This is a genomic window from Variovorax paradoxus (assembly GCF_030815975.1).
Taxonomy (GTDB): Bacteria; Pseudomonadota; Gammaproteobacteria; order Burkholderiales; family Burkholderiaceae_C; genus Variovorax; species Variovorax paradoxus_N.
On record NZ_JAUSXL010000001.1, the window covers coordinates 344,093 to 357,633 of the forward strand.

11 protein-coding genes are annotated in these 13,541 nt (G+C 67.5%); 6 read left to right on the top strand and 5 right to left on the bottom strand.

Annotated features, from left to right (window positions below):
- The first annotated feature begins 5 nt into the window (after positions 1 to 5).
- The 5 genes from QFZ47_RS01595 to QFZ47_RS01615 are packed head-to-tail and all read left to right on the top strand — an operon-like array spanning position 6 to position 4,787.
- Positions 6 to 872: an ABC transporter permease subunit gene (locus QFZ47_RS01595; protein ID WP_307653951.1), complete on the top strand. Its 867-nt coding sequence runs from the start codon at positions 6 to 8 to the stop codon at positions 870 to 872.
- The gene (locus tag QFZ47_RS01600; RefSeq protein ID WP_307653952.1) at positions 869 to 1,957 is read left to right on the top strand and encodes a branched-chain amino acid ABC transporter permease; all 1,089 of its coding nucleotides are present in this window, start codon (positions 869 to 871) and stop codon (positions 1,955 to 1,957) included. The genes QFZ47_RS01595 and QFZ47_RS01600 overlap by 4 nt, the downstream gene beginning before the upstream one ends.
- On the top strand, positions 1,954 to 2,673 hold the full coding sequence (locus QFZ47_RS01605) for an ATP-binding cassette domain-containing protein (protein ID WP_047784910.1): 720 nt from the start codon (positions 1,954 to 1,956) through the stop codon (positions 2,671 to 2,673). The genes QFZ47_RS01600 and QFZ47_RS01605 overlap by 4 nt, the downstream gene beginning before the upstream one ends.
- 15 nt (positions 2,674 to 2,688) lie before the next feature.
- The gene (locus tag QFZ47_RS01610) at positions 2,689 to 3,393 is read left to right on the top strand and encodes an ABC transporter ATP-binding protein (RefSeq protein WP_307653953.1); all 705 of its coding nucleotides are present in this window, start codon (positions 2,689 to 2,691) and stop codon (positions 3,391 to 3,393) included.
- Positions 3,390 to 4,787, top strand: coding sequence for an amidase (locus QFZ47_RS01615; RefSeq protein ID WP_307653954.1), 1,398 nt, complete (start codon positions 3,390 to 3,392; stop codon positions 4,785 to 4,787). The genes QFZ47_RS01610 and QFZ47_RS01615 overlap by 4 nt, the downstream gene beginning before the upstream one ends.
- Before the next feature lie 3 nt (positions 4,788 to 4,790).
- Here the strand turns inward: QFZ47_RS01615 and QFZ47_RS01620 are convergent, their stop codons facing one another.
- Genes QFZ47_RS01620 through nosP form a run of 5 tightly spaced genes read right to left on the bottom strand, consistent with a single transcriptional unit; the run spans position 4,791 to position 12,542 of the window.
- The gene (locus QFZ47_RS01620) at positions 4,791 to 7,001 is read right to left on the bottom strand and encodes a putative bifunctional diguanylate cyclase/phosphodiesterase (RefSeq protein WP_307653955.1); all 2,211 of its coding nucleotides are present in this window, start codon (positions 6,999 to 7,001) and stop codon (positions 4,791 to 4,793) included.
- A gap of 37 nt (positions 7,002 to 7,038) precedes the next feature.
- Positions 7,039 to 8,031 (bottom strand): TRAP transporter substrate-binding protein, encoded by a 993-nt coding sequence (locus tag QFZ47_RS01625; RefSeq protein WP_307653956.1) that lies wholly within the window; start codon positions 8,029 to 8,031, stop codon positions 7,039 to 7,041.
- Positions 8,028 to 10,295, bottom strand: coding sequence for a putative bifunctional diguanylate cyclase/phosphodiesterase (locus QFZ47_RS01630; RefSeq protein WP_307653957.1), 2,268 nt, complete (start codon positions 10,293 to 10,295; stop codon positions 8,028 to 8,030). The genes QFZ47_RS01625 and QFZ47_RS01630 overlap by 4 nt, the downstream gene beginning before the upstream one ends.
- Positions 10,292 to 11,389, bottom strand: coding sequence for a sensor histidine kinase (locus QFZ47_RS01635; protein WP_307653958.1), 1,098 nt, complete (start codon positions 11,387 to 11,389; stop codon positions 10,292 to 10,294). Before QFZ47_RS01635 ends, QFZ47_RS01630 begins: the two co-directional genes overlap by 4 nt.
- Complete coding sequence (gene nosP, locus QFZ47_RS01640; RefSeq protein ID WP_307653959.1) at positions 11,382 to 12,542, bottom strand: nitric oxide-sensing protein NosP; 1,161 nt, start codon at positions 12,540 to 12,542, stop codon at positions 11,382 to 11,384. The genes QFZ47_RS01635 and nosP overlap by 8 nt, the downstream gene beginning before the upstream one ends.
- A 345-nt stretch (positions 12,543 to 12,887) precedes the next feature.
- On the opposite strand from nosP, the gene QFZ47_RS01645 reads away from it, so the two are divergent.
- Positions 12,888 to 13,535: an ABC transporter ATP-binding protein gene (locus tag QFZ47_RS01645; RefSeq protein WP_307653960.1), complete on the top strand. Its 648-nt coding sequence runs from the start codon at positions 12,888 to 12,890 to the stop codon at positions 13,533 to 13,535.
- The last annotated feature ends 6 nt before the right edge of the window (positions 13,536 to 13,541 follow it).

Genomic DNA, 13,541 nt, shown 5'->3' on the forward strand with positions numbered 1-13,541 from the left:
CCGGCATGGATCTCGCGTTCGTCGTCCTCATCCAGGTGCTCTACGCGGTGGCGAGCCTGGTCATCGTCTCGGCCGGGCTGGCCGTCATCTTCGGGATGATGAAGGTCATCAACCTCGCGCACGGCGAGTTCATGATGCTCGGCGCCTATGCCGTCATCGCGGCGCTCAACGTCGGCCTCAACCTGTGGATCGCGATCTTCGTCGTCGCGCCCATCGCGGTGGGCATCGTCGGCGTGGTGCTGGAGCGGCTGGTCATCCGGCGCCTGTACGGCCGCATGGTCGACACCATGCTGGCCACCTGGGGGCTGTCGCTGCTGCTGGTGGGCATCGTCACCTCGGTGGCGGGCAACACGACGGCCGGCGTCTCGGCGCCGCTCGGCAGCTTCTCGGTCGGCGCCTACTCGGTCAGCGGCTACACGCTGGTGATCATCGCGGTGGCCGTGGCGCTCGCGATCGCGATCCGCTTCGTGCTCACGCGCACCCAGCTCGGCCTCATCGCGCGCGGGACCATGCAGAAACCCGACATGGCGAACGCGCTGGGCATCAGCCCGAGCCGCGTGTACTCGGTCACCTTCGCGGTCGGCGCCGCGCTCTCCGGCCTGGCCGGCGGGCTGCTCGCGCCGCTGACCGGGGTGGTGCCGACCATGGGCGCGGCCTTCGTGGCCAAGGCCTTCATCACCGTGATCGGCGGCGGGCCGGCCATCCTCGCGGGCCTGCTCGGCGCCTCCGGATTGTTCGGTGCCATCAACCAGCTCGCGACCTTCGTGACCACGCCGGTGCTCGGCGAGGTGGCGCTGCTCGTCGCGGCCATCGTGATGCTGCGGCTGCTGCCGCAAGGCATCACCGGACGTTTCTTCAAGGGGTCTCTGTGAACCGTTTTGCCAAGTCCTGGGCCAGCGCGGCGCTCAGCCTGGCCGTGGGCATCGCGCTGCTCTTCGGCCTGCCCGGCGTGATGGACGACTACACGCTGATCGAGGTCACGATCTACGCCGTGATGTCGATCCTCGGCGTGAGCCTGGCCTTCATCTGGGGCTTCGGCGGCATCCTGTGCTTCGGCCAGGCCGCCTTCTTCGGCCTAGGCTCCTACACCTACGCGATCGCGGTGATGAACATGGGCGACAGCACCGTGCCCTTCCTGCTCGCGATCGTGGTGCCCGCGCTGTTCGCCGCGCTGCTGGGCTACGTGATCTTCTACGGCCGGCTGTCGGACGTGTACATGGGCGTGATCACGCTCACGGTCACGCTGATCCTGTTCAACCTGATCAACTCCACCGCCGGGCCCGAGTGGCGCATCGGCAGCGCGCCGCTGGGCGGCTTCAACGGCATCCCGGCGATACCGACGCTCAACTGGCCCGGGCAGCAGGACGAGGTGCTGACGCCGAAGGACCTGTTCTACGTCACCTTCACCTGCCTGCTGCTGGTCTACCTGGGGCTGCGCGTGCTGATTGCCTCCAAGATCGGCCGCGTGATCGTGGCGGCCAAGGAGAACGAGCAGCGCGTGGTGCTGCTGGGCTACGACGCGCGCGGCTACAAGCTCTTCAGCTTCACGCTGGGCGGCGCGATCGCGGGGCTGGCGGGCTGCCTGTTCGCGAACTGGGGCGCGTTCACGAGCCCGACCATCTTCGGCCTGGCGCAGTCGGCGCAGATCATCATCTGGGTCATCGTCGGCGGCCTGGGCACGCTGGTCGGGCCGATCGTCGGCTGCGTCGCGATCCAGTGGCTCACCTCGCAGATCGGCACGCAGCAGGCCTTCAACTCGAACCTGGTGCTCGGCGGCATCCTGGTGGTCTTCGTGCTGCTGGTGCCGCGCGGCATCGTGCCGACCCTCGGCGACCTGATCGACATGGCGTGGCGGCGCTGGCGCAAGGCGGCGGCCCACGCTCCGAAAGTGGCCATACCCGCGGCGGCCCCGATGGAACCGCCGCGCGCGCTGGCCGCGACGGAGACGGCGCCATGAGCACACCGCTGATCGAGACGCGCAACCTCAACGTGCGCTTCGGTGGCGTGCATGCCACGCGCGACGTCAACTTCACGCTGGCCGAGGCCGAGCTGCGCTGCGTGATCGGCCCCAATGGCGCCGGCAAGAGCACCTTCTTCAAGCTGCTGACCGGCCAGGTCAAGCCGACCTCGGGCCAGATCCTGTTCCGCGGCCAGGACATCTCGAAGATGCAGCCGCACGACCCGGGCCGCCTGGGCATCGGCATCAAGACCCAGGTGCCCAGCCTGTTCAACGGCCTGAGCGTGTGGGAGAACGTGTGGCTCTCGGCGCGGCGCCTGAACAGCACCGCGCAGGCCGACCGCATCACGCGCGAGACGCTCGAGCGCGTGGGCATGCACGCCTGGCGCGACGTCACGGCGGGCCTGCTGGCGCACGGCATGCGGCAGTGGGTGGAGATCGGCGTGGTGATCGCTGCCGATCCGCCGCTGATCCTGCTCGACGAGCCGGCCGCCGGCATGAGCGACGCCGAGGTGGCGCGCACGGCCGAGCTCATCCTGGAGATCAACCGCCAGCATGCGCTGGTGGTGGTGGAACACGACATGAACTTCATCCGCATGATCGCCAAGAAGGTAACGGTGCTGCACCAGGGCGCCGTGATCAAGGAGGACACGCCGGACCGCATCATGAGCGACCCGCTGATCCAGCAGATCTACCTCGGCAAGAAGCCGCACTGAACCCGAAAGGCGCGCATGCTCGAAGTCACGGGTCTCCATGCCGGCTACGGTGCCATCCCGGTGCTGCACGATGTTTCGCTCGCCATCGCCCGGGGCGAGTCGGTGGGCATCCTGGGCCACAACGGCATGGGCAAGACCACGCTGCTGCGTACGCTGATCGGCGCGCTGCGCGCCACCGCCGGCGCGGTGCGCTTCGACGGCGCCGACGTCACGCGCGAGGCGCCGCATGCGCGCGCGCGCCTGGGCATGGCCTATGTGCCGCAGGGGCGCGAGATCTTTCCGGCGCTCAGCGCGATGGACAACCTGCGCATGGGCCTGGTGAAGACCGGCGAGCGCACGATGGACACCATCGAGGCGCTGCTGGAAGATTTTCCGCGCCTGAAGCCGCTGCTCGAGCGGCCCGGCGGTTCGCTCTCGGGCGGCGAGCAGCAGCTGCTGGCGCTCGCTCGCGCGCTCGCCGGCAAGCCCACGCTGCTCCTGCTCGACGAGCCGACCGAAGGCATCCAGCCTTCGATCATCGAGGAGATCGCCGAGACGCTGGCTGCGCTGCGCGACCGCATGAAGCTCACGATCGTGCTGGTGGAGCAGAACCTCGAATTCATCGCGGCCGTGTCGCAGCGCGTGCTGGTCATCAAGCGCGGCCAGATCGGCGGCGAGATCCCGCGCGAGCACCTCGGCGATTTCGAAATCATGAGCCAATACACAGGAGTCCATGGATGAGCAACGAACTGCATTACCTCGAGCTGGTCGACGTCGGCCAGCGCATCCAGCGCAAGGAGCTCTCGCCGGTCGAGGTCACGCAAGCGCAGCTTGCGCGCATCGGAAAGGTCGATGGCGCGCTCAAGAGCTATGTGATCGTGATGGCTGAACAGGCGCTGGCCGACGCGCACCGTGCCGAGGCCGAGATCGCGAAGGGCCAGATACGCGGGCCGTTGCACGGCGTGCCGGTGGCGGTGAAGGACCTGTGCTGGACAAAAGGCGTGGCCACCGCCGCCGGCATGACGCTCTACCGCGACTTCGTGCCCACCGAGGACGGCACGGCCGTGCGCAAGCTGCGCGAAGCCGGTGCCGTGATCCTCGGCAAGCTGCAGCTCACCGAGAGCGCTTACGCCGACCACCACCCCACCGTCACGCCGCCGGCCAATCCATGGAACGCGGCGCACTGGTCGGGTGCCTCGTCGAGCGGCTCGGGCGTGGCGACCGCCGCGGGGCTCTGCTATGGCTCGCTCGGCACCGACACGGGCGGCTCGATCCGCTTTCCGTCCTCCGCCAACGGCCTCACCGGCCTGAAGCCCACCTGGGGCCGCGTGAGCCGCCATGGCGCCTTCGAGCTGGCCGCCACGCTCGACCACATCGGCCCGATGACGCGCAGCGCGGCCGATGCGGGTGCGATGCTCGGCGCCATTGCGGGGGGCGATCCGAAAGACCCGACCGCGAGCCTCGCGGCCGTGCCCAACTACCTCGCGGGCATGGCGCGCGGTTTGCGCGGCCTGCGCGTGGGCATCGACGCGCGCTGGAACGGGGAGGGCGTCGATGCGGCCACCGCGAAGGTGATGGAAGGCGCGCTCGCGGCCGTGCGAGAACTCGGCGCCGAGGTGCGCCACCTGACCTTCCCCGACCCCACGCAGGTCATCGCCGACTGGTTCCCGCTCTGCGGCATCGAGGCGGCCGTGGTGCACGAGTCGACCTATCCTGCACGCAAGCAGATGTACGGCCCGGCGCTCTCGGGCCTGCTCGACCTGGGCCGTGCGCAGAGCGGCATCGACTACCAGAAGATCGTGCTCCACCGCCATGCCTTCAGCGGCAAGGTGCGCGCCATGTTCGAGGGCATCGACCTGCTGCTGATGCCCTCGCAGGGCGTCGCCTCGCCCACGCTCGAGCGCATGCGGAGCTTCGGCGAAGACGCCGAGCTGATGTCCGCGATGCTGCGCTACACCTGTCCGCTGGACATGAGCGGCAGCCCGACGATCACGCTGCCCGGCGGTTTCACCGATGCGGGCACGCCGGTCGCGTTCCAGTTCGTCTCGCGCCACTTCGAGGAAGAGCTGCTGGTGCGCGCCGGCTGGGCCTTCCAGCAGGCGACCGACTGGCACCGTCGGCATCCGGCTGTGTAGGGCTCAGCGCGCCGCCATCCGCCTCGGGTGCGCATCGGACGGGCTGCCCGCTGCCGCAATGCCCGAACGCGCCTTGACCAGGGCTGCAAGCTCGGCAGGCAGCACGGGCCGGCTGAAGAGATAGCCCTGCATTTCGTCGCAACCGTGGGCGCGCAGGAATTCCAGCTGCTGCTCGGTCTCGACGCCCTCGGCGATGACCTTGAGATTGAGCTCGTGACCCAGCGAGATGATGGCCTTGGCGATGGCCTTGTCCTCTTCATCGCCGGGAATGTCGCGCACGAAAGCGCGATCGATCTTGAGCCTGGCGATGGGAAAGCGCTTGAGCGCGCTCAGGCTCGAATAGCCGGTTCCGAAATCGTCGATGGAGAACTGCACGCCCATCGCCTGCAGGGCCTTCATCGACAGCAGGGCTTTCTCGAGGTCTTCCATGACCATGCTTTCGGTCAGTTCCAGTTCGAGAAACCGGGCTTCGAGCCCGCTTTCCTCGAGCGCCTTGGCGACCTGTTCGATCAAGGTCCGTTCCCTGAACTGCCGCGCCGACACATTGACCGAAACGCTGAAGGCCGGCAGGCCCGCGTCCTGCCAGGCCTTGTTCTGAAAGCAGGCGGTGCGCAGCACCCATTCGCCGATGGGAACGATGAGGCCGGTCTCTTCCGCCAGGGGAATGAACTGCACCGGAGAGACCAGGCCGCGCTCCGGATGCTGCCAGCGGATCAATGCCTCGACACCCGTCACCTGGCCCGATCCCATCTCCACCTGGGGCTGGTACACGAGGTGGAACTCGCCCCGCGCAGTGGCATGGCGCAGCCCTTCGCGCAGGGCCAGCTCGTCGCGGATGGCGCCGTTCATCCCGGCCGCATAGACCTGGAAGTTGTTGCGCCCGGAGGCCTTGGCACGGTACATCGCGGCATCGGCGTTCATGAGCAAGGCGTCGGCGTCAGCCCCGTCCGCAGGATAGGTGGCCACGCCCAGGCTGGCCGTGACCTGGACTCCCTGGCCATCGATGTCGACGGGCTGCGCAATGGCCTCGAGCAGCCTGTGCAGGGCCGGCACGACCTCCGTCCCGTCTCCGGGCTGGTCGTAAAGAACGATCACGAATTCGTCGCCGCCGGTTCGCACCACCGTGTCCACGCCGCGCAGGCACTGGGTCATGCGTTCGGCCATGACCTTCAGCAATTCGTCGCCGGCCTTGCGGCCCAGGCTGTCGTTGACCCGCTTGAAGCCATCGAGATTGATGAACACCACGGTCATCAGCCTGCCGTATCGATCGGCATACGAGATGGCCTGCCTGAGGCGGTCCTCCAGCAGCGCGCGGTTCGGAAGGCCCGTCAGCGCGTCGTGGGTGGCCTGGTGCTTCAGGCTGTCGGCGCTGCTTTCCAGCAGCGCATTGGAATTCTCGATCGACTCGGCCATCTGGTTCATGGCGCTCGCGAGGATGCCGAATTCATCCGCGCGGCCCTGCGGTGCCCTTGCACTGAAGTCGCCCGCGGCGACGCGCCGGGAAAAGGCGATGAGCTGCGCGATGGAGCCCGTGATGCGTTGCGAGACGATCCCCGCGACCACCACGCCCAGAACGGTGGCCAGGACGATCATCGCGATGGCGGCCCAGCGCGAAAACCTGGCCGCGCGTTCGACATCGCTGCGCGTCTGGAGTGCGCGCTTGGTCGCTGCGGTGTGCAGTGCTTCCACCGAAGACTCGATGGCAACGGCCGTGTCGAGGTAGCCTTGGCGAAGCGCCAGGGCCGAGCTCAAAAGGCCTTCCTTGCCGTGCTGTTCGATGAACGCGAGGAATCCATCCTCGTACTGCCGCGTCTGGGCCTCGATCCGGTCGACCTGGTCCCTGAATTTCGGATCGCTCGAGAGGATCCGAAGGCTGGCGAGGTACTCCCGCATGTCCAGCAAATGGTTTTGCATGGCCGGCAGGGAGCGCTCGCTCGCCGCTGCCACGCCGAGCCGGTCCGCGGACAGCAGGAGTTCGTTCTCGGCGTCGCGTGCCTTGTACATTGCCAGCGAACTGCGCAGGCTCAGGTCCGCCATCCGGTTGTCGCTGTTGAGCAGCTTGTCGATGGCCGCCGCGGAACGCTGTTCGCTCAGATAGAAGGACGCGCCCAATGCGAGCATCAGCACAATGACGACGCCGAATCCGAGCGCGATCTCCACCCGCAGGCTGCGCATTCTTCTCCCCCACCAGAAGTCGATCGGGAATTTGATCAATTGCGGCTCGCTCCCAAGTCTCTGTTGGAGGGACGCGTCACTGCCTTCGCTCTGCGTCGACCATCTTCAGGAACGTGCGCACGTTCTCGTCGCCCGCGAAGCGCCTGATCCCCTCGCGGGCGCCCTGCGTGGCCGCGCGGAACGGCGCCGGGTCGGGGCGCGTGACCTTCACGCCGGCGGCCATCATCTTTTCGATCAGCTCCTCCTCTTCGGCAATGATCTTCTTGCGCATGCCGTCGCCCGCCACCTTGCTCTCTTCGCGCACGATCGCCTGCTCGGCCGGCGTGAGCTTCGCCCAGGTCCTGGTGCTCATGAGGTGGAGCGTGTTGTAGTACACATGGCGGGTCAGGGCGAGGTGCTTTTGCACCTCGTACAGCTTGTTGTAGTAGATGACGTTGAGCGGGTTCTCCTGGCCGTCGACCAGGCCCTGCGAAAGTGCCTGGGGAAGCTCCTTGAAACCGACCTTGCTGACTTGCGCGCCCAGCGCTTCCATGGTGGCCTCGAGTTCGGCGACGGGCGGAACGCGCACGCGGAGGCCCCGCACGTCTTCGGGCACGTTGATCGGGCGCTTGTTGTTGGTGAGGTTGCGGAATCCCCATTCCCAGTTGGACAGGATGACGAAGCCCTGCTTCTCGGCCAGCGGCGCGAGCCAGTTCATGGCCGGGCCGTCGAGCACGCGGTGGGCATGCGCATAGCTGTCGAAGAGATAGGGCATGACGACGACGGAGAACGTCTTCTCGTACTTGATGAGGTAGTTCAGCGAGGTCACGTCCATGTCGACCGCGCCGAGCCGGACCTTCTGCAGCAGTTCGTTCTCGCTGCCGAGCTGGGACGCGGGAAAGATCTCGGTGCGGACCTGCCCGTGGGTGCGCTCCTCGACCCGCCTGGCGAACTGGAGCGCCGCCAGGTGGGCCGGGTGCGTGGTGGCGGCGGCGTGCACCAGAGACAGCACGACGGGCTCGGCGCGCGCTGCGGACATCGCTGCCAGCAGGGCCCAGGCTGCGGCGAGCATCAGGCCTGTCTTCTTCATGCCGCGGTCCCCCGGGCCCCGGCCTTGCTGCGCTCGCTCTGCGCCATGGTGCCCGAGCGCAGGAAGTCGCCGGCTTCGATGGCCATCACGGCCTCGCTGAAGTAGTAGCCCTGCGCCAGCGTGGTGGCGCCGGTCGATCGAAGGAAGGCGAGCTGCGTTTCGGTCTCCAGTCCTTCGACGATGATGCCGATGCGCGCTTCGCGCGCGAGATTCATGATGGCGCGAACCGTGGCCGCGCTGTCCGGATCGTCGATGGCCCGCTTGAGCATCGACTGCGCGATCTTCAGGTGGTTCACGCGGTAGGTCCGCAGGTACTCGAACGACGAGTATTCGGTGCCGAAGTCATCGATCGCAATGCGCACGCCGAGCGCCCGCAGCTTCGGCAGCACGTCGTTGTGGGTCCATGTCATCTGGGCCAGCGTCGACTCCGTCACGTCGAACTCCAGAACGGACGGATCGAGCTGCCATTTCGCGAGGCACTCGGTCACGTCGTGGATCAGCTCGCTGCCTTGCCTGAGCTGCCCGAGCGACAGGTTGATGGCCACGACGGGCGGTGCCACCCCCTGTTCGCGCCACGCGCTCAGCTGGCTGCACGCCTGGTCCAGCACCCAGCGGCCGAGCGCGACGATGCCGCCGGTGCGCTCGGCAATCGGCACGAACGCGGCCGCGTCGAGCAGGCCGCGCTGCGGATGGTTCCAGCGCAGCAGCGCTTCCACGCCCACGATCTTTCCGGAGGACAGCTCGACCTGCGGCTGGTAGTAGAGCTCCAGCTCCTCGCGTTCGATGGCCTTCTTCAGGTCCTCGCCGAGCGCCACCCGGTCGCGGACTTCCCGGTCGAGCTCCTCCGAGTGGAAGTGGTACTGGTTGCGCCCCTGTTCCTTCGACCGGTAGAGCGCCACGTCGGCCTGCGCGAGCATTTCCTCGGGGCTTTCGCTGCCCGGGATGTAGGGGCAGATGCCGATGCTGGCCGAGGCATGCACCTGGTTGCCGTCGATCATGTAAGGGCGCGCCAGCTCCTGCCGGATCTTCGCGGCCAGCGCGCCCGCGGCGGCCGGCTCTGCCATCTCGCCCTGCAGAATGGCGAATTCGTCGCCGCCCAGGCGCGCCACCACGTCGGTCTCGCGGGTGCAGTTCTTCAGGCGCAGGGCCACCTCGCGCAGCAGCAGGTCGCCGCCCGGATGGCCGAACATGTCGTTGACCGGCTTGAAGTGGTCCAGGTCGAGGCAATGGATCGCAAACGGCACCGAGCCGCGCCGTGCCGCGGCGTGGGCCTGGTGCAGGCGCTCGACGAGGGTGGCGCGGTTGGCCAGGCCCGTGAGCCCGTCGGTGCGCGCCAGCCTTGCCAGCTGTTCCTCCGCCGCCTTGCGCTCGGTGACGTCGATGACGATGCCCTCGACCTCGATGAGCCGGCCGTCCTTGTCGCGCACCGGAACGTAGCGGTTCTCGACCCAGCGCCGCGCGCCGTCGCCGGTGCACAGGCGGTATTCGATGGAAGCGCCTTCGGCATCCTTCTCGAGCACGCGCGCCATCGCGGCGGCGACGCCGGGCTGGTCGGCCGGGTCGATCAGCACGTCCGCCCAATTCGGGTTGGCCAGCAGGGCCGCCGGTTCGTGGCCGAACTTGGTGATGTTGTGCGAGATGTAGATCAGCGGGAACGCCGGTTCGCCGCGCAGCCGGTAGAGGATGGTCGGGCTGTTCTGCACGATGATGTTGGCGTCCGACAGCTCGCGCGTGCGTTCCTCCACGGCCTGCTCGAGCTGGTTCATCTTGAAGGCGGCGTCCTCGGTCATCTGCCACTTCATGGTGAGCGCGCTGGCCAGCTGGCGCACCTCGATCGGATCGAACGGCTTCTTGAGCACCAGCAGGCGGTCGCGCGCGTCCAGCCGCTCGAACACCTCGACCCACGACTGGTCCGCATAGGCCGTGCAGATCACGATCTGCAGGCGCGGGTCTTCGAGCCACAGCTGCTCGATGGTCTCGACGCCGTCCCATCCCGGAGGCATGCGCATGTCGATGAACGCCATGGCGTAGGGCGCTTCGGCCTCCAATGCCTCGCGCAGCTTCGCGAGCGCCTCTTGCCCCTGGTAGGCGCTGTCCAGCACGAAGTCCACCTGGCTCTTCGGGACCGAGGTTCCGAACAGCGCGGACTCCAGGTCGTCCAGGTTCGCGTCCGCGGCTGCCGGAAGAAGAATCTTGCGGAAGTCCTCGTGGATGGCCGGCGTGTCGTCCGCCAGCAGGATGCGGCGGTTCTGCGGTTTGCTCATGGTGTCTCTGCCGCCTTTCTGATTGGAAGTTCGAGCGTGAAGGTGGCGCCGGTGCCGGGCCCCTCGCTGTGGACCGCCAGCGTGCCGCCCATCTCGCGCGCCGCGATGGCCGCGCTGTGCAGCCCGAAGCCGTGGCCATCCTTCTTGGTGGTGAACCCGTGCACGAACACCTGCGTCAGGTTTTCCGGGGCGATGCCGACGCCCGTGTCCGCGACGCGGATGCGCAGCATCTCGTCCCCGACGATCTCCGCATCCAGCATGAGTTTCGCGCTGTCGTCCGCCGCCGCCTCCATGGCCTGCCTGGCATTGCGCACCAGGTTCATCAGCACCTGCAGCACGCGGCCCCGGTCCAGCGGCAGCTCGGGAATCCGGGCCAGATCGCTCTCCATCACCACCTGGTGGCGCGCCAGGCCTCCCGCGTTCATGCGCAGCGCGTCCTCGACCAGTTCGTGGATCCGTATCGATTCGACCAGGCTGGAGGCGCCGGCATGGGCCTGCTGCGCGGCGATGATTTCCTTGATGTGGTCGACGCTCTTGCCCAGCGCCATCAGCTCGTCGACGGCGGCGCGCTGCTCCGCCACCAGGAGCGGCGCCAGCTGCATCAGGTAGCCCGGGAGCATCTTGCCCTTGGCGTCGGAGGCGAGGAAGGCGCCCAGGTCGTCCGCATGCTCGTTCATCAGCTGCACCGCGCGTGCGAGCCCTTCCACCTTGGATGCGCGAACCCTGGAGAGGATCAGCCCGGCGGAGACGTTGACGCTGTTGAGCACGTTGCCCACGTTGTGCAGCACGTTGGTGGCGATCTCGGCCATGCCGGCCGAGCGCGCGGCGGCCACCAGGTCGGCCTGCGTCTTGCGCAGCACCCGGTTGACCTGTTCGTTCTCGCGCAGCGCCGCCTCCAGTTCCGCGGTGCGGCTGAGCACCTGCTCCTCCAGCATGATCGTGGTCTGGAAGAGGTTGAAGTCGGAGCCCTGCGCATTGGCGCTGCGCTCGGCCCGGTCCATCAGGGCCCGGATGATCTTGTTGAGCCGCGCGATCTCGTGCTGCGAGTCCGGCTCTTGCGCGGCAGGACGCTGCAGCGTTGTCGTCTCAGGCATGGTGGACCTCCCCGCCGTTAGTGCCGAATGCAATGCCCACCAGCGTCTGGTTGACGTGCACGCCGCGGAACTGCTCGCCATAGGTATGGAAGCCGACCGTGTTGTTCTCCTGCAGGAGTTCGCCGATGCGGGCTTTCGCGCTGCTCTGCGCGATCTCCAGCTTGCGCAGGATGCAGTCGTAGCCCAGCACCAGCTGCGGCGGGCCGATCTCGGCGCGGATGCCGGCAAAGGCCTGCTCCAGGTTCTGCAGCAGGTCCACGCCTTTGGCCACCCGCAGCACGAGGCCGTTTTCGATCGCGCAGAAAAAAGTCAGGCTGCCATCCGGATTGACCTTCTGGATCGAGCGCACATAAGTGGTTCCGCCGATCGTCAGCACCACCGGCCAGGCCGCGAAGCGCGAGGGGTCCAGGTCGGAGGCGTCGATGCCGAGCATTCGTGCGTACTCCTGGCTCGCCGGCAGGCCGTTGATTTCCTTGACGACGCGCGAAGCGGCGTCTGCCTCGGTCACGACCAGCCTTTCGTCGGTGGCAACAACGTGCTGCGTCTTGAAGATCCGAAACGGCATGCGCGACGTCACCAGCACCAGCACCGCGCAGTCGGAGCAGAACCGGCCGTCCCAGTAGACCTGGGTCCGTTCGAACTTCAGGCCATCGCCGGCCGAGCCGCCGAGCAGCGGAAGCCTGCCCAGCGCGGTCTGGAATGCACGCGTGACGGGTTCTTCGCGCAGCGACAAGCCGTCGATCAGCAGCAATGCGAAGCTGTTGTCCGCATCGCTGGGCGCGCCCTCGGCCAGCAGCTTGTGCAGCAGCGCCTGGGCGAAGTCCTGGCCGGCTTCCACCTTGAACTGCTGCAGCTGCCCGACCTGGCCTGCGGCAACCCTGAACTGGCTGGCCGGAAAACTCGCACCCGCGAGGCTGTGGTCGCGGAATCCGGCGGGGCCGATTTCTCCTGCCGTGGTGCAGCCCACGAGCGGGACATCGCCGAACAGCCGCCCCATTTCGTCGGCGAGAGCGTCCAGGTCGTATTCGCTGGAGCAGTAGAAGATCACCAGCGCCATGCCGGGCTGTGCCACCACGGCATGGAATTCCTGCGCGGCCTTGCGGGGGTCCGCCGCGCAGGAGTGGGCTTTGCGTATGCAGTCCGTATCCGTCATGTGGCGACTCCTTGCATTGGTGAACCCATTAGACGCTGGAAGAATCGCCGCTGTCGGCCGATTCCATGCGGGACATCCCTGCTGAGGGCCAGGATCTTTTGCTACTTTCGCGAGCTGCATAGATGAAAGTTCTAAAGCAAGAGGACGGTTGCGCAACCTACGCCGATCGAACTACTGCCGGCGAGTTTTCTTGCCAAGCCGCTCACAGGCACTGCCATGCCTTCAGCGCCTGCTGCAGCCGCGCATCCGCGGACGCATCTGCAAGCTCTTGATCTGAGCTGAGCCGGGAAGGGCAAAGGGGGGGCTTCGATCGGGGCAGAATCCGGCGACGACTTCCGCACGCACATGAACGCCCCGACAACACCCGCCATCCTCCAGTTCCAGGACCTGAGCTTCTCCTATGCGGGCCAGCCCGCGCTCGCCTCCGGCTGGTGTGCCTCGGTGGGCGAAGGCGTCACGCTGCTGCATGGCGATACCGGCAGTGGAAAGTCGACCCTGCTGCGCGTGATCGCGGGCACGCTTCCCGCCTCCGGAAGACTGATGCTCGCGGGTGCGCGGCTCGACACCGAGCCCGAGGCTTACAAGCGCAACGTGTTCTTCTGCGACCCGGCCACCGAAGCCTTCGACCCGCTCACCGCGCGTGCATGCAGCGCCACCCTGGGCGAGGGCGACGCAGGCTTCGATGCGGCGCTGTGGCAGGCGCTGGTCGAGGGTTTTTCGCTGGCGCCGCACATCGAGAAGCCGATGTACATGCTCTCGACCGGATCGAAGCGCAAGGTCTGGCTGGCGGCCGCGCTGGCCTCGGGCCGCCCGCTGGTGCTGCTCGACGAACCCGAGGGCGCGCTCGACGCGCGCTCGATCGGCTGCCTGTGGAAGGCCATGGCGTCGCTGGCCGGACGCGCGGGCCGCGCGATCGTCATTGCGAGCAGTGCGCGCCTCGACCACGTTCCGCAGGTTTCGCTCGCGGGCTGCATCGAACTGCCGCTTAGCTGAGCGCGG